This is a genomic window from Sinorhizobium terangae, from assembly GCF_029714365.1.
In the GTDB taxonomy this organism is placed as follows: Bacteria; Pseudomonadota; Alphaproteobacteria; order Rhizobiales; family Rhizobiaceae; genus Sinorhizobium; species Sinorhizobium terangae.
Genome location: NZ_CP121659.1, coordinates 3,148,623 through 3,168,416, shown reverse-complemented (window position 1 = coordinate 3,168,416; position 19,794 = coordinate 3,148,623). Strand labels below are relative to the sequence as shown.

Sequence of the window (19,794 nt, the reverse complement as noted above, 5' to 3'; positions counted from 1 at the left end):
AAAGCGAGCCTGCTCTGTCTTGAGCAGGCTCGCTTGTCGTCATTGCGCAGGCAATTGCCTGACGTTGTACGTCAGGTGCGCGGCTTGACGTTTTCCGGGTCGTAGAGCGGCTTGTAGCCGACGCCTGCGACTTCGACCGGATAGGTCTCGCCGAAATATTCCACCTTGAGCTTGCGGCCGACCTGGCAATACGACCAAGGGAGGTAGGCAAGCGCAATGTTCTTGCCGATCGTCGGACCATAGGCGATCGAGGTGGTGAACGACCGGCGGCCGAGTTCGTCGACGAGCGTTTCGCCGGTCTCCGGATCCATCACAGGCAGGATGCCGACCGGATAGCGGGCGACGCCCTTGGAATCGACATTGTCCGTCATGACCAGCGTGCAGAGCATCGCCGGCTGATGCGGACGGGCGCGATGTTCGAGGTGCTTCGCCTTGCCCCGGAAATCGGCCTCCTTGACCTTCGGGCGGGCGAGATCTGCCTCCAGGAGGTTGTACTCGGTGAGGAGGTCGGCGTTCTGCAGGCGCAGGCTCTTCTCCATGCGGCGGCTGTTGGCATAGGTCTCGACGCCGAAGGCCATGACGCCGGTTGCCCGGAGTGCGTCCCAGACGGCGAGCGCATCGCCATAGGCCATGTGCAGTTCCCAGCCCTGTTCGCCGACATAGGAGATGCGGAAGGCGGTGACATCCTTGCCGGCAATCCGGATCGGCTTGATCGCGGCGAAGGGGAAGTTCTCCGGCGCCAGGCCCTCGGGATTCTCTACGACCTTCTGCAGGGTCGTGCGTGCGTTCGGCCCCCAAAGACCGATCGTCACGTATTTCTCGGTGACGTCGGTGACCGTCACGTTGAAGCCCTTGTCCTCGGCAATCCGGCGCACGTAGTGGAAGTCGCGCGGGCCGGCGTCGGCGCCGTCGATCACGCGGCAGCGGTCGGCCATGCGGATGACCGTCAAGTCGGCCCGCACCATGCCCTCGTCATCGAGGAAGTGGGTGTAGATGCCCTTGCCGATATTGGCGTCGCCGCCGATCCTGGCCGCGCAGATCCATTCCATCAGTTCGACGTGGTCCGGGCCTTCCACATCGAACATGTAGAAGTGCGACAGGTTCACCATGCCGCAGTCCTCGCTCATGGCGAGATGCTCGGCATTGGAAACGCGCCAGAAATGGCGGTTGTCCCACTCGTTCTCGCGCACGGGGACGCGGTCACCGTATTTCTCGAGCAGGTGTTCGTTGGCAGCGTATCCGTGGGCGCGCTCCCAGCCGCCCAATTCCATGAAGTAGCCGCCGAGTTCCTTCTCGCGCTCCCAGAAGGGCGAGCGGCGCACGCCGCGGCCGGTGTCATAGGGTTCGCGCGGATGGACCGCCGGGTTGTAGATCTTCCGCGCGGCCTCCCCGCAGCGGCCTTCGATGAACTTCTCCTCGAGCATGTGCGGGTAGAAGCGCGAATAATCGATCTTGTTGTGGTCGATCGCGGTGCGGCCGTCGGTCATCCAGTCGGCGACGAGCTTGCCGAAGCCCGGGCCGTCCTTGACCCAGATGGCGACACAGTACCACAGGCCCCTGACCTTCTGGCTTTCGCCGACGGAAGGCCCGCCGTCCGTGGTCACCTGCAGCAGGCCATTGAAGGAGTGGCTTTCATTGTAGCCGAGCTCGCCGAGGATCGGGGTCAGCTCCATTGCGCGTTCCAGCGGTTCCAGGATCTGTTCCATTTCAAGGTCGCGCTGCGAGGGCGAAAGACGGGCTTCATGCTTTTCGAGAAGCTCACGCGGATGGCAGAGCCGCGGGTTCGTCTCCTCGTAATAGCCCCACTCGATCTGGCCGCCCTCGGCGGTCTTGGGATCGCCGGTGTCGCGCATATAGGCGGAGTTGCCCTGGTCGCGCAGAAGCGGCCAGCCGATTTCCTTGCCGGTTCCCTCGAATTCGTTATACGGGCCGAAGAAGGTGAGCGGGTGGTCGACCGGCATCACCGGCAGATCCTCGCCCACCATTTCCGCGATCAGGCGCCCCCAGAGACCGGCGCAGACGATGACGTAGTCGGCCTCGATCGTGCCGCGATGCGTGACCACGCCCTTGATGCGGCCGTCCTTGACGATGAGGGACTGGGCCGGCGTGTTGGCGAAGGCCTGGAGCTTGCCGGCGGTGACGGCCTGGTCGACGAGCTTGCCGGCAACGGTCTGCGAGCGCGGGATGACGAGGCCGGCGTCCGGATCCCAGAGCCCTCCCTGCACCATGCTTTCCTCGATCAGCGGGAACTTCTCCTTGATCTCCGCCGGCTCGATCAGGCGCGCGCGCGTGCCGAAGGCCTTGCCGGAGGTTACCTTGCGCTTGATCTCGTCCATGCGGCCGTCGTCGCCGACGCGGGCGACCTCGAGGCCGCCGATGCGGGCGTAGTGGCCCATCTTCTCGTAGAAATCGACCGAATAGAGCGTCGTCCAACAGGACAGGAAGTCGTGGCTGGTCGCGTAGCAGAAGTCGGAGGCATGCGCCGTCGAGCCGATGTCGGTCGGAATGCCGGATTTATCGATGCCGACGATGTCATCCCATCCACGCTCGATCAGGTGATGCGCGATCGACGCGCCAACGATGCCCCCGAGCCCAATGATTACGACCTTCGCCTTTTGCGGAAACTCTGCCATGAGTGCGACCCTAGTTAGTTTGGAAGCCGGATATTAGGGCTTGCAGCGCCACGACTACAGCCTGTCTACGACATAATCAGCATACTGCACGACCAGAACGATGCGGGCCACGGACCGGCGCAGCACGGATATCGGGACGGACATGTTACTGATATCGTGAGGAAAACGTCGACGGGAAGTGGAGTAATTTGGGAATCACAGAAGAATCCACTGACCTTCGCAGGCGCTATCGAAACGCGACGCTTCGGCTCCAAGCCATTCGGGCGATTGTTATCCGTGGCGAGAGGCTAGCACGACCTCGATCCGGTCGGCGTCTGTGGAATTCTTACGCCTTGCCGTAGCGGAGCGCGAGGGTGGCGATCGTGGCGAAGACCATGATGACGCCGTAGGGGATTTTGCGGGTCGCGCGGATTTCCTCGATGCGCATGAAAAAGGACAAATGCGCAAGCTGCAGCGGCATCGGCAGTCTGAGGGCGAGGAGTACGGCGATCCCGCCGATCAGAAGGAAGACGGCGAAGGGCAGCATGCCATGCCAGCCGACGAAGAGGCCAATCGGCAGGAAAAGCTTGGCGTCGCCGGCGCCGAAGAGCTTGAAGGACCAGAGGCCGAAGCCGAGGCCGAAGAGGAGGAGGCCGGCGCCGATATCGCCGCCGACGCCGGTTGAGGAGAAGAGCGTGGCGCCCGTGTCTTGTGCCATCATCTGCCCGAGTGCCCCACCGGCTTGTTCGGCTGTGGTCAGTTTCAACGCCGCACTGAGCGCGTAGAGGGCGATAAGGGCGAGGACGACGGCGTTCGGGATCTTCCAGAAGCGGAAATCGCTCCAGGCAGTATAAAGAAAAAGCAGGATCGCGACGCCGGTAATAATGTCGACTGTTTCTGTCATATTTCGCATTTCTCCTTCGTTTTCGCGCGATGTCACCAATAAAAGCGATTGACTCGCAGTTTTTCTAAGTCTTTCGAATTATATAAATATCAAGAAATATTTATATGTGTCGCATTCCGTCAGGAGAGTTGCGAAAAAATCCAGTCGCTTGCCCGCCTCGATTTTAACCATAAAATAGAGATGTCGAAACCGGCTACATTTCAGCAGTTGACGATATAATAATTAAGAGATTATTAATCATGATAGTCGGAGAGGTGGTCTCGATGACGGGCGGGCCGGGGGAAATGCGGTACGCCGAATATTTTGGAGGTAATTTCTCGATGAAAGCACTTGTGTCTAAAGTACGCGCTTTCGCGCGGGAAGAAGATGGCGTGGCGCTGACGGAATATCTAATTCTGCTTGGCCTGTTGGTAGGTGGAGTTATTACCGCTGTTACTACAACTGGCGGTAACCTTTCGACCGCTTGGACGTCTTGGGGTACCTTTTTCTCTAGTAGCCTGACTTGCACCAGCAACGCTGCTAACGGCGTGACCTGCTAAGCATTTACCAGTCGCAAAGTTTTGGTGGAGGGGTTTATTAACCTCCACCATTCTATATTAGAAATTAAGAAAATTATTTATCACTCCTGCGAGTATCGGCGATGCGTTCTTCGACGATCATCAGTCTTGTTATTGCCCTCATGCTTGCCTTCGCTGCGGTTTTTGCAACCCGCACCTATCTCGCCGACCAGCAGGCGCGACTTGCCGCTATGGGTGGCGTCAAACTTCAGGAAAAGACGCTGGTTGTAGCCGCCAAAGCGATGCGTTTCGGCGACCGGGTACGACCGGAAAACCTCAAGGCCATTCCCTGGCCCTCCGCTGAAAGGCCCGACGGTTCGTTCCAGACGACGGAGGCGGTTCTCGGCGACGATAGCAAGCCGCGTTACGCCATGGAGGCGATCGACCCGGGCGAGCCGGTTCTGACCTCGAAGATCACCGGCGCCGGCGAGCGGGCGACGCTCTCGGCCGCGCTTGACCAAGGCATGAAAGCCGTTTCAATCCGCGTTAATGACGTGCTCGGCGTCGCCGGTTTCGTCCGTCCCTCGGATCGTGTCGATGTCCTGTTGACCCGCGGCGTACGCAACAGTAACGGCGGCGAGCAGACCTATGTCGACGTCCTGCTCCAGGGCGTGAAGGTGCTGGCAGTGGATCAGACGGCGGACGAACGCGAGGACGAACCATCCGTCGTCAAGACCGTGACCTTCGAGGTTACGACCGACGAGGCCCAGCGCCTGACGCTCGGCGCCACCATCGGCACACTGTCGCTGGCACTTCGCAACATAGCTTCCTCCAATGTCGAGCAGACCCGTCCCATCACCGTTGCCGATCTCGGTGGCGGCTTGATTTCGACCGAACTCGCCAACAATACTGATGATGGGCGATTCGAGACGATCGAAAAGCTCGTTCGCAAGGTTGGCGACGAATTGGGAAGCCGGATCGACTCCGTCGAAGGCAAGCTGAAGCAGCCTGTTCGCGAGAAACAGGTGCAAATCGTCGAGCGCAAGGTGGAGCCGGTCTTGCCGGTGGAACCGAAGTGGGCGACCGTGGGCGTCTGGAACACGACCAAACGTGAGGAGCACCGGGTGGGCCTGATCCAGTGATATCAAATGCGGCCTGTCGTTAGAGCAATTCCCGGAAGCGAATTGGTCTAGGGGGTGGCGGGCTAGACTGCGAGGAGAGGGGCTGAGGCTGGAATGTTGAGGGGAAGCATGAAGGGGGCGGCGCGAGCCAGGTCCCTCGCGGCATTAGTCGCCGCAATCTCGGCCTTTGGCCTCCTGGGACCCGGATCGGCCGGGCAGGCTGATGCCCAGGAAAAGTTCATCAATCTCGGCGGATCCGTGCAGCAGGTGACGCTGCCGCCGAACGACACGATGACCATCAGGACCGCCAAGCCGTTCGGCGATCTGGTCATCGGCAGTGCCCAGCTTATCGATGTCGTGCCGCTTTCCGACCGGTCGCTGTTCATCCGCGGCAAGGAGATCGGCGCCACCAATATCTCGGTCTATGACGACGACAAAAATCTTCTCGGCGTCATCGATATCCGCGTCACCAGCGATTTCAGCGAAGCGGCGGCCGCCATTCGTTCCGCGGCACCTTCGTCGCAGGTTCGGGTGTTCAATTCCAACGACCGCATCCGCCTGACCGGCACCGTGCGTGACGCCGTGGAATTACAGCGCGTGCTGGAGATCGCCCAGTCCTATTCCGATCAGCCGGTTCTGAATCAGTTGCGCGTCAGCGATTCCCAGCAGGTCATGCTGGAAGTGCGCGTTATCGAGGCTTCGCGCCAGACCGGCCGCGACCTCGGCATCGGCTGGTCCGGCCAGGGCAAGAACGGCATCGGCAAGGCGACGGCGAGCCAAGGCATTTCGGTCGACGACGACGGCCGGCTTGTCCGCACGCTGGAAGACGCCGCGGGCGCGGCGACGGGCATGCAGCCCTTCGGGCAGCTGATCGCCAAGGTGCTGGAGATTGCCGGCGGCCGGATCGACGTCGTCATCAATGCGCTGGAGCAGAAGGGCCTGGTGCGCCGGCTGGCGCAGCCGAACCTGATCGCCATGAGCGGCGAGACCGCAAGCTTCCACGCCGGCGGCGAGGTGCCGATCCAGACGACGGTTGCCAATGGCGCGACGGTCGCGACCGAAACCGATTACCGGCCTTTCGGCGTCAGGCTCACCTTCACGCCGGTGGTGCTCGACAGCGGGCTCATCAGTCTCAAAATCGAGCCGGAAGTCTCCGAACTCGACACGTCGATCAACGTCAACGGCAATCCCGGCTTCATCTCGCGCGCGGCGAAGACCACGGTGGCGCTGCGCGACGGCCAGAGCTTCGCCATGGCCGGGTTGCTGCAGTCGATCAATGCCAAGGACGTTCAACAATTGCCGTGGGTGTCGCAGGTTCCGGTGATCGGCGCGCTGTTCCGCTCGACGAGCTTCCTGAAGCGGGAGTCCGATCTCGTCATCATCGTCACCCCCCACATCGTGCGGCCGTCCGCACCCGGCGAGGACCTCTACAGCCCACTCGACCAGACGCGCTCGTCGAACGACTGGGAGCTTTTTGCCCTCGGCATTATGGAAGTCGACAAGGACATGCTGCGCCGCTTCCGCAATGGCGAAGGCGTCAAGGGGCCCTATGGGCACCGTCTCGATCTTGATGTGGGAGGCCAACTTGCCGTTGCGAAGAAATAAGCGCGCACTGCTGGTCATCGCCGCCGCGAGTCTCGTTTCCGGCTGTGCCGACTACCTCAATCACCGCGACACGATCACCTTCGGGCTTGGCAACGCGGTGGAAGCCAACAAGGGCATCCACACGCAGGAACCTTTCCCGCGGGTGGCGCAGAACACGCGCATTGCCAGTGACGGCAAGGTGATCAACCGGGTCATCCGCAACTATCAGGGCGGCGGTAACGGCGGCGCCGCGCCGACGCCCACGGCTGTGATCCTGCCGGGGGCCACGATGCCGCCCGGCACGGGCGGCGGCAACAATGGCGGCAACGGCGGGGGATACTGACGGTGGCCGCAAGACAGAGTGAACGGCGGGGGCGCCGGAAGGGAATGTAACAGCACACACGGCGGACGCACCGCCGCGATCCGGGGGGCATGCCAATGTTGCGTAAGGCTATCAAAAGCTTCTGGGACGATCGTCGTGGCTACGTCATTGCCCTGACGCTGATTTCCATGCCGCTGCTGCTCGGCTTTTCCCTGCTCGTCATCGATGTCGGCCGCACCGGCAACCTGCACACCGACCTCCAGAACGCCGTCGATGCCATGGCGCTCGCGGGCGCCCGCGAACTCGACGGCCGCGACGACGCGATCACCCGAGCCGACGCGGCAATCGAAGCGCTCGCCAACAGCGCTGCCTTCGGCGGCGGTGGGACGGGGATGTCGCTCGGCTCCTACATCACCGTTGCCTATGATGCGGATGATGATGCCGCGAGCACGGTTACCGTCACGTACCTGAAGGAGATTCCCGCGAGCGACGACGATGCGATCACCGCAGCCATGGTCGCGACGACAGCGAGCGAGGCATCCTACGCCCGGGTTGTCGCCAAGGACCAGGCGATGACGACGATCTTCCCGCTTCCGGTCGGCTTCAATCGCGACACGATCAATGTTTCCGCCGAGGCTGTTGCGGTCTATCGGGCGAGCGCCTGTGACGTGACGCCGATCTATATCTGCAATCCGTTCGAGCCGCCCGGCAACACCAGCGCTGCCGCAAACGAACAGGCGATCGAGGCGCTGCACACGAATTTCGCGACCGGTAATCTTTATGGGCGGCAGATCGAACTACACAGCACGTCCTCGTCCGCGCCGGGACCCGGAAACTTCGGGTTTTTGGGGACCTACGGCAATGGCGCGAACGTGCTGGCTGAAGCGCTGGCCACGGGTTCGCCGGGCGTGTGCTACAAGCAACACGCGCTGGAGACGAAGACCGGTGCAATGGCCGGGCCGGTCGAGGCGGGGCTCAATACGCGCTTCGGCTTCTATTCGGGGTCATTCGGGAGTGCGCATGACAACGGCCGCTACAGGCCGGCACGCAACGTGCGCTCCGCCCAGACGCAAACGGGCGGCGCCAACAAGATCTGCGGCGACTACAACCCGGTCATGGCCGGGAGCACCGTCGGCGACACTACCCGGGCCGTGCCGCTCGGCTACGGAGCGTCCATGACATCGCTTGCCGGCGGCAAGATCAGCAGCGGCAACAATTGGCAGTACGGGACCTATTGGAACGTGGCCCAGGGGACCGCCGCTCCCTCGGTCGGGACGATCCTGAGCAACTATTCCAGCTACCCGTCGTCCACCGGCTCGCCGTCGCAGCCATCGGCCTATGACGTCTATCGTTACGAGCTCAACAATTCCACTCTCATCAATCACGCCTCGGCAAATGGCGAGACGGGCGCGCCCTTGACAGGTGGCCAATGCTATACCGGGCCAGACCTTTCAAACTATACGAGTGGTGACTATGGCGATCGCCGCGAGATTTTCGCCGCCATCGTCAACTGCGGTTACGAAAACGCCGTCGGCCACCTGAACGGCCACAAGGAGACGCAGGCCGTCGCCTTCGCCCGCATGTTCCTGACCAAGCCCGCGATCAAGGATGGTGGCGAGCGCTATCTGTCGCTGGAAATGATCGACATCACTGGCAAAGGCGGTCGCGGCACGCTCGACGAGTTCCTGCGTGAAGAGGCGGAGTTGGTCCGATGATCGCGCTTGGGGCTTTCATTCGTCGCCGCTTCCGTTTCTCCTTCTGGTCGAGGGACGAAGGGGCGGTGCTGGCCGAGGCGTTGATCGCGGTTCCGTTCGTGACGTTCTTTGCGGCCGGTATTCTCGAGTTCGGCAACATCTTCTGGGAGCGCATGCAGATCGATGCCGGCCTGCGCGACGCCGGGCGCTATCTCTCGCGCTGCCGGCCGACGTCTCCGACCTACACATCGACCTGCTCGCAGGCGACCGCGAAACTGATCGCCTTCTACGGCACGCAGAGCCCGGCGGTGAACGCGACGCTGCGTGTGCCCGGCTGGGGGCCCAATCTTGCCGACATCACGGTCAATGCGGTCGGCGCCGACGGGACGTTTACCATCGAGACGGCGCATCTCTACGAAGCCTCTCCGTTCTTTGCCTGGCTCGGCATCGATGCGATCACCATCAACGCCTCGCACGAAGAGAGGTACATGGGATGGTGACTTCTCTACCGCGCGTACGCTTCCGCCAGGACGAGAGCGGCATCGCGCTCTCCGAGGCGCTGATCACCTTTCCCATCGTGCTTCTGGTCTTCGCGGCCTTCGTCGAGTTCGGCTATGCCATGTCGCAATGGAACCAGACGGTGAAGGCGCTGCAATATGGCGCGAGACTGGCGGCTGTTTCCGATCCGCTGACCAGCGATTTCGACGCAGCGTTTCCGGTGGAAGCAGCCGACCCGGTGAACAACGGCACGGCAACGCCCAACGATGCGACGATCTCTTCCACTTGCGGCCCGGCTCTTGCGAACTGCAGCGCCGAGCTGAGCCGGATCGTTACCGGCAGCGACGGCGACTGCGCGGCGGGCGACCCGCGTCCGGGCATCTGCGATCTCAACTGGCGCATCCAGCCGGAGAATCTGGTGGTCACCTATCAGCGCTCAGGCCTCGGCTATTGGGGCCGGCCCGAGGGGGCGGTGCTGACCATGCGTATGGAAGTCCGCGACATCACCTTCGACCTGCCCGTGCTCGGCGCCCTGCTCGGGCTCGACGATATCACCATACCAGCCCATCCGGTGACGATAACGACGGAAGACCTGAAGACGTGCTCAACCTGCTGAACCCTTGATAGTGCGTGGGAAAGCGAGATGACAGCTCATATGAACTTCGTGGCATCCACCAAGATCCTTGTCCTTTCCGACGACGCGGCGGCTGCGAGCTTCATGCTCGACACGTTCGGTTCGCTGTCGCGTTACGAGGTGCGCCATATGGCGCTGAAGGCGCTGGGTGACGCCGCGCGGTTCGATCCGACGCAGTTCAATCTGATCGTGCTCGATGTCGACAACGGCGAAATGCTGAACCGCCCGGAGCTTTTTGCCTTCCGCGGACGCCATCGCGACATTCCGCTCGTCGTCGTCTCGGAAGATCTGCCGAACGAAATGCTGCGGCTGCTCTTCCGGCTGAACGGCAACGATTGGCTGAAGAAGCCGCTGGAGCGCCGGTCGCTGATCGACATGATCTCGACGCATGCGCCGGGAAACGGGGCGTCCGACAGCCGGGTTCACGCGGTCGTCTCCGCCGTGGGCGGCGCGGGCGCCAGCGTCATTTCATCGTCGCTCGCCCATGCGCTGGCGCAGCCCATGAAAAATGCCACGCCGCGCGTCGACCTGTTCGACATGGACTTTTCCTCCGGGTCGCTCGGCTATTATCTCAACCTTGTCAGCGATTACGACCTGAAGCCCGTCATCGCCAATCCGTCGCGCGTCGATCTCGAATTCATCGACCTGGTGCGCAAGCGTCACTCGGGCGGCTTTTCCCTGCTGTCGTTCAAGCAGCCCTCGGTGCTGCTCGCGGCCAAGGGGGCCGAACTGGTGTTGCGCATGCTGGACGTCGCGGCTTTCGAGAGCGACCACACGGTCATCGACATGCCGCATTACGAGACGCCGTGGAAAAGCGACGTGCTTTCGTCCGTCAACAGCGTCTACATCGTGACCGAAATGACGATCCCGGCACTCCACCAGGCGAAGGACCTCTTCCTCAACCTGGTGCGGCTGCGCGGCAATGCGGACTCGATCTTCGTCGTTATCAACAAATACCGCACCAAGCTCTTCAGCCTTGGCGTGCGCCGGCAGCAGGTGGACAAGGTCTTCAAGGACACGCGCGCGCACATCGTTGCCTATGACTGGGACACGCTGAGTGAAGCGCTGAACCGCGGCGTGCTGCCCTTCGAGGTGAACGCGCGCTCCGGCTTCTGCAAGGCTGTCAACAAGCTCGGAGCGCTTGTCCGATGATCCTACGCATCCGGGCGACCAGCGCACAAACGCCGGAGCAACGGACGGCCGGAGCGCCTCTGCGGGCGATCTTCGTGGCAGCCGCGCTCGCGCTTATCGCCTCCCCGGCCACGGTTCTGGCGACCGGCCTCGTGCCGCGAAGCCTGGGACCGGCAACCGGCACCGTGGTGACCGCGGAGCAGAAATACCCGGCCGGGACGATCGTCATCGTCAGCGACAACCGCACGCTCGATCTCGTCGTCTCCGGCAACCGTGCGATCCGCTACAGGATCGGCGTCGGCCGCGACGGCTTCCGCTGGAGCGGCGTCGTGAAGGTCGGCCGAAAGGCCGAATGGCCCGACTGGCGTCCGCCAGCCGAGATGAAGGCGAGGGTGGCAGGGCTACCCGAACTCGTGCCGGCCGGCCCGCTCAATCCGATGGGCGCGCGCGGGATCTATCTCTACCGGGGAAGGGCCGACACGCTCTATCGCATTCACGGGACCAACGAGCAGTCAACGGTCGGCGATTTTGCCTCCTCCGGATGCTTCCGCATGAGCAATGCCGACGTCATCGATCTCTATGACCGGGTGAAAGTCGGAACCACGGTGATCGTGAAATAGTCGAACGGAGTGAAAGGCTGATGGCAACCGGGTTCATGGGACGTTTCTACAAGCAGCCGCAGCCGGAGGAGCCCGACGAGCCGAAAAGCGCCGATGTCCTTCCCGCCGGCCCGGCCGCGAACACGGCTGCCCCGGCGCCTCAGGCCGCAGCGGCGGATGCCGTGGCCGAGGATGCATCGCTCGGCCGGGACATGGTGGCCGAACGCGTCAACCTGCACCGCTATCTGCTCGACCGGATCAACCTCGGCATTCTCGACACGCTCGACAACGAAGAGATCGCCACCGAGATCAGGCCGCTCGTCAAGGACTATATCCGGCGCAACAATTTTCCTCTGAACGCCGTGGAGATCAATGACCTGATCCGCGACATCACCGACGAGATGCTCGGCCTCGGGCCGATCGAGCCGCTGCTCGCCGACGAGACCATCGCCGACATCCTGATCAACGGCCACAAGAGTGTCTATGTGGAGCGTCGCGGCAGGCTCGAGAGCACCGCGGTCCGCTTCAAGGACGAGGATCACCTGCTGCGGGTGATCAACAAGATCGTCTCGGCTGTCGGCCGCCGTGTCGATGAATCGACGCCGATGGTCGATGCCCGCCTCAAGGATGGATCGCGTGTCAACGTGGCGATCCGGCCGATCTCGGTCGACGGCCCGCTGGTTTCGATCCGCAAGTTCACCCGCAAGCCGCTGACGCTGGAGCGCCTCGTCGAAAACGGCGCAATGGCGAACGCCATGCGCATCCTCCTGAGCGCTGCGGTCAAGGGCAAGGTGTCGATGATCATTTCGGGCGGCACCGGTTCGGGCAAGACGACGCTGCTCAATGCTCTTTCGTCGCAGATTTCGCCGGCCGAGCGTCTGATCACCATCGAGGATGCGGCCGAACTGCAGCTCCAGCAGCCGCATGTCGGCCGGATGGAAACCCGGCCGCCGACGCTTGACGGCCGCAACGAGGTTCGTCAGCGCGAGCTCCTGAAAAACGCACTGCGCATGCGGCCCGACCGCATCATCGTCGGCGAAGTGCGCGGCGAGGAAGCGTTTGACATGCTGCAAGCGATGAACACCGGCCACGAAGGATCGATGACGACCATCCATGCCAACACCCCGCGCGATGCCGTCGGGCGACTGGAACAGATGGTGGGCATGGCCGGCATGCCGATGTCGCAGCTCAGCATCCGCTCGCAGATAGCCTCCGCCATCACACTCATCGTTCAGGTACAGCGTCTGAGCGACGGCAGCCGCAGGATCGTCTCGATTTCCGAGATCACCGGCATGGAGGGCGACGTCGTCCAGATGCAGGAAATCATGCGCTTCAAGAAAACCGGGACGGGAGAGGATGGCCGCATCCAGGGCGAGTTCCGCGCAACGGGCCTGCGCCCGCGCTTTATCGAGGAATTCGCCGAAGTCGGGATTGCGGTGCCCGCAGCGATCTTCGAGCCCGGCAGACCATTGCAAACGGGGCCCGCCCAGTCATGACGCTCGTCCTGCTTTACGCCGCCGTGTTCATCGCGGCGCTGATCTCCGCCGAAGCCCTTCTGCGCGGCTATTTCCGGACATCCGAACGCCACAAGACGGTGAACCGTCGCCTGAGCCTGCTCGATGGGAGTGAGGATCACGGCAAGGCCTACCGAGACATGCTGAAGGAGCGCGGTGCCGGCGAGAACTGGCGATCGCTTCCCGTAATGCAGCGGCTGAGGCAGCTCTACACCCAGTCCGGCATCAAGTTCGATGCCAAGCGGTTTGCGCTCTATACGATCGCCGGCGCGATCCTCGTCTGGCTGGTTGTCCAGTTCCTCGTGCCGAGCAACCTGGTCCGGATCCCGGTCTTTCTCGCGGTCTCATTCCTTATTCCCGTACTTGTCGTCTGGCGGGCACGGGCGAGCCGCATGCGCAAATTTACGGAAAAGCTTCCCGAGGCGCTCGACGTGGCCAACCGAAGCCTTGCGGCCGGGCATCCGCTGCCGGCGGCGATCGCCCTCGTTGCGCGTGAAATGCCCGATCCGGTCGGCAGCGAGTTTGGCCTTCTGTCGGACGAGCTGACCTATGGCGTGACGCTTGACGACGCGCTCGTCAACCTTTCCGACCGCGTGGGTGTCGAGGACCTGAACCTTTTGGCGATCTCGCTCAGCGTGCAGGCCGGGACCGGCGGCAATCTCGTCGAAATCCTGCAGAACCTTTCGAAGACCTTGCGCGACCGGTCGATGCTGAAGGCCAAGGTCAAGGCGATCTCGTCGGAAGGGCGGATCACCGCGATCTTCATGTCGCTCTATCCGTTCCTGCTTTACGCCATGATCAAGGCGCTCTCGCCGACCTATTTCGATCCTGTCTGGGACAGCGGCTATGGATCGATCGTCGTCAGCGTGCTGCTTGTCACCATGGCGATCGGCAATGTCATTCTCTACAAGATGGTCAACTTCGAGTACTGAGGCGGCGATGTCGAGCGAGTACGGGATCTACTTCATCGTCTTCTTCTCGGTGCTGATCTTTTCAGGCGCGGCGTCCGAACTGATCTTCCGGCGGCGCGAAGTCGGCGTCCGGCTGTCCGAGACGAGCGCGAAGGCGGGCGGCGAGGAATTCCAGTTGGGAGACGCCGCGATCGCCGATCTCGGCGAGGCGGAAAACCGCCTGATCCGCCGCTACTTCGAGATCACCCGACGTGACACGAACGCGAACTCCACCCAGAACCGGCTGATCCGTGCCGGCTATTTCAGCGCCAGCGCGGTGACGGTATTTCAGGTCATCCGCGCCGTCATATGCTTCGGCATCGTGGCGGTAACGGTCTGGGCTCTCGGCCGCTTCCTTCCCGAATTGTCGCAACTCGCTATCCTCGTGATGGCGATGTTTGCGGCCGGCATCGCCTTTGTCCTGGTCAACATCTATATCGACCGGCGCGGTGACGCGAAGGAGCGGGAATATCGCCGCCTGTTTCCCGATTTCATGGACATGCTGATCGTCTGCCTCGATGCGGGCATGAGCCTCGAAGCGGCGGCCAACCGCGTCGCCCGCGAATTCGTCGACAAGCGCAAGGATTTCGGCCTGCATCTCTCGATCATGATGCTGGAAGTGCGGGGCGGACGCCGGCTGCGCGAGGCCCTGGCCAATCTTGCCGCGCGATTGCGGATCGACGAGGCGCGGGCGCTTTCCGTGCTCTTCCGCCAGTCGGAGGAACTGGGAACCAGCGTGACCCAGACGCTGCGTGTCTACAGCAAGGAAATACGCGACCTTCGTGTCGTGCGGGCCGAGGAGAAGGCCAATGCCTTGCCGATCAAGATGCTGCTGCCGCTCGGCGCCTTTCTGTTTCCGGTGAGCCTCATCATCGTGCTCGTTCCCATCGTCATGCGTGTCGTTAGTGTTCTCACCGGCCTCAAGCCCGGCGGATAAACAGCGAGGTCTCCATGCACTATTCGCCCGATCAAGTCCGCGAAGACTCCGTGCTGACGCTCGATCCCCGAATGCCGCTCGCGCCGACGGCTGTGGAGGAAACCGGTCTTGAACTGTCCTTCATGCTGCGCCTGGCGGCAAAATGCGCAGCCGAGCAGGACACCGTCACCCCGTCGCATCTCTCCGCCCGGATGAAATTGCCAAAGGCGGTCGTCAACTTGCTGGTCAAGGAACTGGTAAAGCTTGCCTTCCTTGAAGCAAGAGGGCTCGCCGGCGAAGACGTCAAGTCCGACATCCGCTACGCGCTTTCGACGAAGGGCCGCGAATATGCCCAGGCGGCATTGCGGCAGTCGCAATATGTCGGGCCGGCGCCGGTGTCGCTCGATGCCTTCTGCCGGCAACTCGAAGTGCAGTCGATCCACCACGAGCGCGTGACCCAGGACCGATTGACCGAGAGTCTCAAGGGGCTGGTGCTGTCACCGTCGCTTGTCGAGAAGCTTGGTCCGGCGATGAATTCGGGTCAGTCGATCCTGCTCTACGGACCGCCGGGCAATGGCAAGACCAGCATCGCCGAACGCTCCGCGCGGCTGTTTCTCCAGACGATCTGGGTGCCCTACGCAATCGAGGTCGGCGGCTTCGTGATCAGCTTCTACGACGAGGCCGTGCACCAGCCCGTCTCCGAGGCTTCGGGAAATCCGTATCCCAAGGGCGACCAGCGATGGGTCGAATGCCGGCGGCCGGTGATCAAGACCGGCGGCGAACTGACACTCGACCTCCTCGATTTGGCCTTCAGCGACGGGTCGAACGTCTACGAGGCTCCGCTGCACCTCAAGGCCTCGGGAGGGGTGTTCATCATCGACGATTTCGGCCGCCAGCAGGTGCTGCCGCAAGCACTGATCAACCGCTGGATCGTGCCGCTCGAGCGCGGATATGACTTTCTTACGCTGCATACGGGCAAGAAGTTCAAGGTTCCGTTCGACGAGCTTGTGGTCTTCTCGACCAATATCGCTCCGAAGGATCTCTCCGACGAGGCGGGCCTGCGGCGCCTGAAATACAAGATATTTGTGAATAACCCGTCGCGGCAGGAATATATCCGGATCTTCGAGTCTTATGCGCGCGAAGTCGCGGTAGAGATAAAGGTCAGTGATTTGCACCTGTTCTATGAGCGCAAGTACAGCGGCGCGTCGCTCGCGTCCTGTTACCACCCGAAGTACCTCTTGGATTTCATCGGGTCCTATTGCGACTTCAACGCGATGCCGAAGGCGGCTTCGCTGGAAATGCTGGAGCGGGCGTGGGAGGGCGTGTTCACGCTGGACTAGCTTGCGCACCTTGTTAAGGAATGCCTGAAATACTGATGCGGTGGACTTCAGGGACCTGACCCTGCTTGCGGCGGAGTGATGCGGATGACGAGTATTCCGGATATCGATGTCGAACCTGACGGCGCGAGGCAACACGGCGAGCGGCCGGCCAAAGAACCGAGCCGTTCGAAAGGGGCTTCCCTGATCGCCATAGCTTTGTTGTTGCTGCCGCTGAATGCCGGCATTCTGCTTTACACGGCGAAGAATGCGGCCGACGTGCGGGAGAGCCGCGAGACGCTTGCCGCGCTCAAGCGCTCCATCGACGGCCTGAAAGAGCTGGTCGACAAGCAGGGCCGGTACATCGCCAGAAGCGCCAAGGCCGAGGACATGGCAATCGTCCGACAGCGTTTGGAAAGCCTGCGCAAACAGGTCGCGGATTTCGATGTCGGCATGCGTTCCGGTCTGGTTGCCTCCGGTGGAAGCCTGATCATGAGCGCGCCCGGAAAGGGCGTGACGCAACGGCTGGAGCCGTCGGGTACCACCGTCTCCGTCGGACTGCAGACGACGGATGACAGCCTCGCCATGGCCGATGCTGAAGGCGTATCCGTCGCGGACTTGCCGCACTACGAACGCTCAGTCTCGCCTGAGGGCAAACTCATTCTGCGGAAGGTACGGTAATCCTCGGATTTTCGCGAGGAGGTAGCTTCTGCGAAGGTCGCGTCGACATCTTCAAAGATGGATCAGGTGGAGCGACGCTTCGCCAGTCAAGCCATCGGTACGGACGCTTCGGCCGTCTGTTAGATCTCTTCTCTGTGCGCGACCTAAAGCGTGTCGCGTTCAATCGGACTCATGCGACGCGCTTCGGGTCATTGATCTTATGCATGTCGTTGTCCCAAAACCGCTGCACACTTTTGGGCGACATGCATTATCGCTGCGCTAACTTCACGCTGTTCTTCATGAGTTCCAGGTTTCTAGCCGTGGTCTCATTTGTCGGGTCGAGTTCGTAGGCCTTCAGGAAATAACGTCGAGCCTTGGGCAAGTCGCCGCGCAGAAGATGCGAGTAACCGATATTGTTGTAGTAGACTGCCGTGTTGCCGATCATGCCGGAGAGTTGCTGGTAGGCGCGGTCGGATGTGTCGAAGCGGCCGATCATGTCGGCGGAGGCCGCAAAGCCCAGCCACGCGGACGGGTCCTCGGGAAAGACGGCAACCGCCCGCTTGTAGATGGCGTAAGACTTGCCGTAGTTCTTCTCCTGGAACTGCAGTTTTCCTTTGGTTACCAACTCGTCGTTCTTGTAGAAGGCGACGGCCGAATCATCCTCGAGAGTTTTGGCGCTATCGCCGAAGGCGGCCAAATCGTCGACAGCGGCCGATTGGCAGCCTGCCAGCGCAACCCCGCCCACGAGCAAAAAGGTAAGGCATCTGATCTGCGATCTGATCTGAGAAGTTGCCATTCATTCCCCCAATTTTTGGGCAGCGTAGCCTTGCGTATGCAATCGCTCACGGAAAATCTTCCTGAAAAAATGCTAATAAATGAAGAATTGAAACAACGAGTCGCATTAAAGAGACACATGGTGTATGTCCGGGCCGTCTTCGACAATTGCTGCGACGTCGACATGAATCGTGTCCAGCCGAGTTTCCGGTAAGTCAACCGTGCCGGTCTAACGAATGAACGATCGGTAAGCCCCAGTTAAGCGTCGTCTTATATACAAAGAGAGAGCGGCCGCGCTCCAGTCAAAGGGGATGCCAACGCATGCGCGCTTTAGTTCTAACATTTCTCCGGCTCGGCGCATGCGGCGCCTATGCCTTGGCGGCCATGTTTCTGGCCAGCATGGTTCTGCTCGCCCATCATCCCGCGAGCGAGTCCGCCTGGTTGCTCTACATGACGATACTTCCGGTCATGCGCGAGCCGGTCTTCATGCTTCTTGACGTTGCAGGCATTGGGCTTTGGGGTGCTTCCGCAATTCTGGCGCTCGCAGCGCTTTTCGGTGTCCTTCTGGCGATCCGGCCGGAGCGATATCCGCGCATGCGTTTCGTCCATGCGCATATCGCCCTGATCGCGACCGCGCTTACTGCCGTCCGGGCTGTGCACATGCAGGCCGGCCTTTCGGGCCTCTCGCTGCCCGAGGTTTTGCGCGGCGACTGGTCTTTCCTGCCGTTCGCCTATTCGCCGCTTGGGACTGCGCTTTTCGTCCTCGTCCTTACTTCGTGCATTTGCTCCCATTGCGAAATCATCCGGCGTATCCGCGCAAAGTAGCGCGGCCATGGCGCCCAGCGTCTTGCCAGCCCATGTTCGATGGCGACGAGCAGGGCAGGGTCAGCGCGGCTGAGCGACGAGCCACTTGCGGCTGCCGCGCGTGAGCACTTTATTCGTTGCGGCTGCACCATTTGGCCGGTCATGGGCAAGATCGTTATTCCGCAGGTCCTGAAGAAAGTGATTCTACCAATGGAGGGGCTAATCATCGGCTTCTTTCAGGATAGGACACTGGACACGATCGCATTTTTCCAATGGAAGATGTAACGGTGAAGCCTACAGCGCCGCGCGTCTTATCAGACGCGCAAAGGACGCTGTAGCACTTTGAATTTCTGCATGTTTTTGTCCTTGAATCGGCTAGGATTCCAGGAAACATGCAGTAGCACTGAAATGGAATGTCTTGGAGGACAGGAAGTGGTTGAACGGACGTACTTCGCACCGAAGGGCGGCGCACCCATGCAGACGGAACTCCTCACCGGGCGCGCGGTTTTCACGGAGGCCTACGCGGTAATTCCGAAGGGCGTGATGATGGATATCGTCACGAGCTACCTGCCCTTCTGGGAAAACACCCGCCTCTGGGTCCTCTCGCGTCCGCTTTCCGGATTCGCCGAAACATTCTCGCAATATATCATGGAGGTCGGACCGGGTGGCGGCAGCGATAGGCCGGAACTCGATTCCGCCGCCGAAGGCGCGCTCTTCGTCATGGAAGGCGAGGTTACCGTCGAACTCAACGGTCGGCCGCATGTGCTTCGTCCGGGCGGTTTTGCCTTCATCCCGCCGGCAAGCGCCTGGCGGTTGCGCAACCATGGGAACGCGCCCGCGCGGTTCCACTGGATTCGCAAGGCCTACGAGGCCGTCGACGGGCTCGACGCGCCGGAGGCATTCTTCACCAACGAGGCCGACATCACGCCCGCGCCCATGCCCGGCACCGACGGCAAATGGGCGACGACGCGGTTTGTGGATCCGGCGGACATGCGCCACGACATGCATGTGACGATCGTGACCTTCGAGCCTGGCGCGGTCATTCCGTTCGCGGAAACGCATGTCATGGAGCACGGGCTCTATGTTCTCGAAGGCAAGGCCGTCTATCGGCTGAACCAAGACTGGGTCGAGGTCGAGGCGGGCGATTTCATGTGGCTGCGCGCCTTCTGCCCGCAGGCCTGCTACGCCGGCGGCCCGGGCAATTTCCGCTACCTGCTTTACAAGGACGTCAATCGCCACATGCGCCTGTCGCGATAACGGCAGG

Annotated in this window: 19 protein-coding genes; 16 read left to right on the top strand and 3 right to left on the bottom strand. The window is 61.7% G+C overall.

Annotation, left to right across the window (positions count from 1 at the left end):
• Nucleotides 1-71: 71 nt before the first annotated feature.
• Both QA637_RS15035 and QA637_RS15030 read right to left on the bottom strand, forming a co-directional pair.
• Nucleotides 72-2,633, bottom strand: a complete 2,562-nt coding sequence (locus QA637_RS15035) for a GcvT family protein (RefSeq protein WP_153441217.1) — start codon at nucleotides 2,631-2,633, stop codon at nucleotides 72-74.
• A 325-nt stretch (nucleotides 2,634-2,958) separates the two neighbouring features.
• Nucleotides 2,959-3,516: an A24 family peptidase gene (locus tag QA637_RS15030; protein ID WP_283062098.1), complete on the bottom strand. Its 558-nt coding sequence runs from the start codon at nucleotides 3,514-3,516 to the stop codon at nucleotides 2,959-2,961.
• 320 nt (nucleotides 3,517-3,836) lie between these two features.
• On the opposite strand from QA637_RS15030, the gene QA637_RS15025 reads away from it, so the two are divergent.
• The 14 genes from QA637_RS15025 to QA637_RS14960 all read left to right on the top strand — a co-directional run bounded on the left by QA637_RS15025 (nucleotide 3,837) and on the right by QA637_RS14960 (nucleotide 16,973).
• Nucleotides 3,837-4,055 (top strand): hypothetical protein, encoded by a 219-nt coding sequence (locus QA637_RS15025; protein WP_283062096.1) that lies wholly within the window; start codon nucleotides 3,837-3,839, stop codon nucleotides 4,053-4,055.
• Between the two features lie 101 nt (nucleotides 4,056-4,156).
• Entirely contained in the window at nucleotides 4,157-5,155 is a 999-nt protein-coding gene (gene cpaB / locus QA637_RS15020; protein WP_283062094.1) for a Flp pilus assembly protein CpaB, read from the top strand.
• Between the two features lie 93 nt (nucleotides 5,156-5,248).
• Nucleotides 5,249-6,739, top strand: a complete 1,491-nt coding sequence (locus QA637_RS15015) for a type II and III secretion system protein family protein (protein ID WP_283062092.1) — start codon at nucleotides 5,249-5,251, stop codon at nucleotides 6,737-6,739.
• Nucleotides 6,705-7,061 carry a pilus assembly protein gene (locus QA637_RS15010; protein ID WP_428843132.1) on the top strand — a complete coding sequence of 119 codons (357 nt, stop codon included), beginning with the start codon at nucleotides 6,705-6,707 and terminating at the stop codon, nucleotides 7,059-7,061. The genes QA637_RS15015 and QA637_RS15010 overlap by 35 nt, the downstream gene beginning before the upstream one ends.
• Nucleotides 7,062-7,150: 89 nt before the next feature.
• Nucleotides 7,151-8,755 (top strand): TadE/TadG family type IV pilus assembly protein, encoded by a 1,605-nt coding sequence (locus QA637_RS15005; RefSeq protein WP_428843111.1) that lies wholly within the window; start codon nucleotides 7,151-7,153, stop codon nucleotides 8,753-8,755.
• Entirely contained in the window at nucleotides 8,752-9,234 is a 483-nt protein-coding gene (locus QA637_RS15000) for a TadE/TadG family type IV pilus assembly protein (RefSeq protein ID WP_283062086.1), read from the top strand. The genes QA637_RS15005 and QA637_RS15000 overlap by 4 nt, the downstream gene beginning before the upstream one ends.
• Nucleotides 9,228-9,848 (top strand): TadE/TadG family type IV pilus assembly protein, encoded by a 621-nt coding sequence (locus QA637_RS14995; RefSeq protein WP_283062084.1) that lies wholly within the window; start codon nucleotides 9,228-9,230, stop codon nucleotides 9,846-9,848. The genes QA637_RS15000 and QA637_RS14995 overlap by 7 nt, the downstream gene beginning before the upstream one ends.
• A 27-nt stretch (nucleotides 9,849-9,875) precedes the next feature.
• Entirely contained in the window at nucleotides 9,876-11,018 is a 1,143-nt protein-coding gene (locus tag QA637_RS14990) for a pilus assembly protein (RefSeq protein ID WP_283062082.1), read from the top strand.
• Nucleotides 11,015-11,617 carry a L,D-transpeptidase gene (locus QA637_RS14985; protein ID WP_283062081.1) on the top strand — a complete coding sequence of 201 codons (603 nt, stop codon included), beginning with the start codon at nucleotides 11,015-11,017 and terminating at the stop codon, nucleotides 11,615-11,617. Before QA637_RS14990 ends, QA637_RS14985 begins: the two co-directional genes overlap by 4 nt.
• A gap of 20 nt (nucleotides 11,618-11,637) precedes the next feature.
• On the top strand, nucleotides 11,638-13,092 hold the full coding sequence (locus QA637_RS14980; RefSeq protein WP_283062079.1) for a TadA family conjugal transfer-associated ATPase: 1,455 nt from the start codon (nucleotides 11,638-11,640) through the stop codon (nucleotides 13,090-13,092).
• Nucleotides 13,089-14,042: a type II secretion system F family protein gene (locus QA637_RS14975; protein WP_283062077.1), complete on the top strand. Its 954-nt coding sequence runs from the start codon at nucleotides 13,089-13,091 to the stop codon at nucleotides 14,040-14,042. The genes QA637_RS14980 and QA637_RS14975 overlap by 4 nt, the downstream gene beginning before the upstream one ends.
• 7 nt (nucleotides 14,043-14,049) lie before the next feature.
• On the top strand, nucleotides 14,050-14,997 hold the full coding sequence (locus QA637_RS14970) for a type II secretion system F family protein (protein ID WP_283062075.1): 948 nt from the start codon (nucleotides 14,050-14,052) through the stop codon (nucleotides 14,995-14,997).
• Between the two features lie 14 nt (nucleotides 14,998-15,011).
• Nucleotides 15,012-16,316, top strand: coding sequence for an ATP-binding protein (locus tag QA637_RS14965; RefSeq protein ID WP_283062073.1), 1,305 nt, complete (start codon nucleotides 15,012-15,014; stop codon nucleotides 16,314-16,316).
• A gap of 84 nt (nucleotides 16,317-16,400) precedes the next feature.
• Nucleotides 16,401-16,973: a hypothetical protein gene (locus QA637_RS14960; protein WP_283062072.1), complete on the top strand. Its 573-nt coding sequence runs from the start codon at nucleotides 16,401-16,403 to the stop codon at nucleotides 16,971-16,973.
• 247 nt (nucleotides 16,974-17,220) lie between these two features.
• Here the strand turns inward: QA637_RS14960 and QA637_RS14955 are convergent, their stop codons facing one another.
• On the bottom strand, nucleotides 17,221-17,748 hold the full coding sequence (locus tag QA637_RS14955; RefSeq protein ID WP_153437180.1) for a tetratricopeptide repeat protein: 528 nt from the start codon (nucleotides 17,746-17,748) through the stop codon (nucleotides 17,221-17,223).
• Between the two features lie 299 nt (nucleotides 17,749-18,047).
• Here QA637_RS14955 and QA637_RS14950 point away from each other — a divergent pair, with 299 nt between their 5' ends.
• Nucleotides 18,048-18,551, top strand: coding sequence for a hypothetical protein (locus tag QA637_RS14950; RefSeq protein ID WP_283062070.1), 504 nt, complete (start codon nucleotides 18,048-18,050; stop codon nucleotides 18,549-18,551).
• Nucleotides 18,552-19,004: 453 nt separating this feature from the next.
• Nucleotides 19,005-19,787, top strand: coding sequence for a bifunctional allantoicase/(S)-ureidoglycine aminohydrolase (locus QA637_RS14945; RefSeq protein ID WP_428843131.1), 783 nt, complete (start codon nucleotides 19,005-19,007; stop codon nucleotides 19,785-19,787).
• Nucleotides 19,788-19,794 lie beyond the last annotated feature (7 nt).

Excerpts from the sequence above, each read along its gene's own strand:
- QA637_RS15035 (WP_153441217.1), bottom strand. The coding sequence starts at position 2,633 with ATGGCAGAGTTTCCGCAAAAGGCGAAGGTCGTAATCATTGGGCTCGGG.
- QA637_RS15030 (WP_283062098.1), bottom strand. The coding sequence starts at position 3,516 with ATGACAGAAACAGTCGACATTATTACCGGCGTCGCGATCCTGCTTTTT.
- QA637_RS15025 (WP_283062096.1), top strand. The coding sequence starts at position 3,837 with ATGAAAGCACTTGTGTCTAAAGTACGCGCTTTCGCGCGGGAAGAAGAT.
- cpaB (WP_283062094.1), top strand. The coding sequence starts at position 4,157 with ATGCGTTCTTCGACGATCATCAGTCTTGTTATTGCCCTCATGCTTGCC.
- QA637_RS15015 (WP_283062092.1), top strand. The coding sequence starts at position 5,249 with ATGTTGAGGGGAAGCATGAAGGGGGCGGCGCGAGCCAGGTCCCTCGCG.
- QA637_RS15010 (WP_428843132.1), top strand. The coding sequence starts at position 6,705 with ATGTGGGAGGCCAACTTGCCGTTGCGAAGAAATAAGCGCGCACTGCTG.
- QA637_RS15005 (WP_428843111.1), top strand. The coding sequence starts at position 7,151 with ATGCCAATGTTGCGTAAGGCTATCAAAAGCTTCTGGGACGATCGTCGT.
- QA637_RS15000 (WP_283062086.1), top strand. The coding sequence starts at position 8,752 with ATGATCGCGCTTGGGGCTTTCATTCGTCGCCGCTTCCGTTTCTCCTTC.
- QA637_RS14995 (WP_283062084.1), top strand. The coding sequence starts at position 9,228 with ATGGTGACTTCTCTACCGCGCGTACGCTTCCGCCAGGACGAGAGCGGC.
- QA637_RS14990 (WP_283062082.1), top strand. The coding sequence starts at position 9,876 with ATGACAGCTCATATGAACTTCGTGGCATCCACCAAGATCCTTGTCCTT.
- QA637_RS14985 (WP_283062081.1), top strand. The coding sequence starts at position 11,015 with ATGATCCTACGCATCCGGGCGACCAGCGCACAAACGCCGGAGCAACGG.
- QA637_RS14980 (WP_283062079.1), top strand. The coding sequence starts at position 11,638 with ATGGCAACCGGGTTCATGGGACGTTTCTACAAGCAGCCGCAGCCGGAG.
- QA637_RS14975 (WP_283062077.1), top strand. The coding sequence starts at position 13,089 with ATGACGCTCGTCCTGCTTTACGCCGCCGTGTTCATCGCGGCGCTGATC.
- QA637_RS14970 (WP_283062075.1), top strand. The coding sequence starts at position 14,050 with ATGTCGAGCGAGTACGGGATCTACTTCATCGTCTTCTTCTCGGTGCTG.
- QA637_RS14965 (WP_283062073.1), top strand. The coding sequence starts at position 15,012 with ATGCACTATTCGCCCGATCAAGTCCGCGAAGACTCCGTGCTGACGCTC.
- QA637_RS14960 (WP_283062072.1), top strand. The coding sequence starts at position 16,401 with ATGACGAGTATTCCGGATATCGATGTCGAACCTGACGGCGCGAGGCAA.
- QA637_RS14955 (WP_153437180.1), bottom strand. The coding sequence starts at position 17,748 with ATGGCAACTTCTCAGATCAGATCGCAGATCAGATGCCTTACCTTTTTG.
- QA637_RS14950 (WP_283062070.1), top strand. The coding sequence starts at position 18,048 with ATGCGCGCTTTAGTTCTAACATTTCTCCGGCTCGGCGCATGCGGCGCC.
- QA637_RS14945 (WP_428843131.1), top strand. The coding sequence starts at position 19,005 with ATGCAGACGGAACTCCTCACCGGGCGCGCGGTTTTCACGGAGGCCTAC.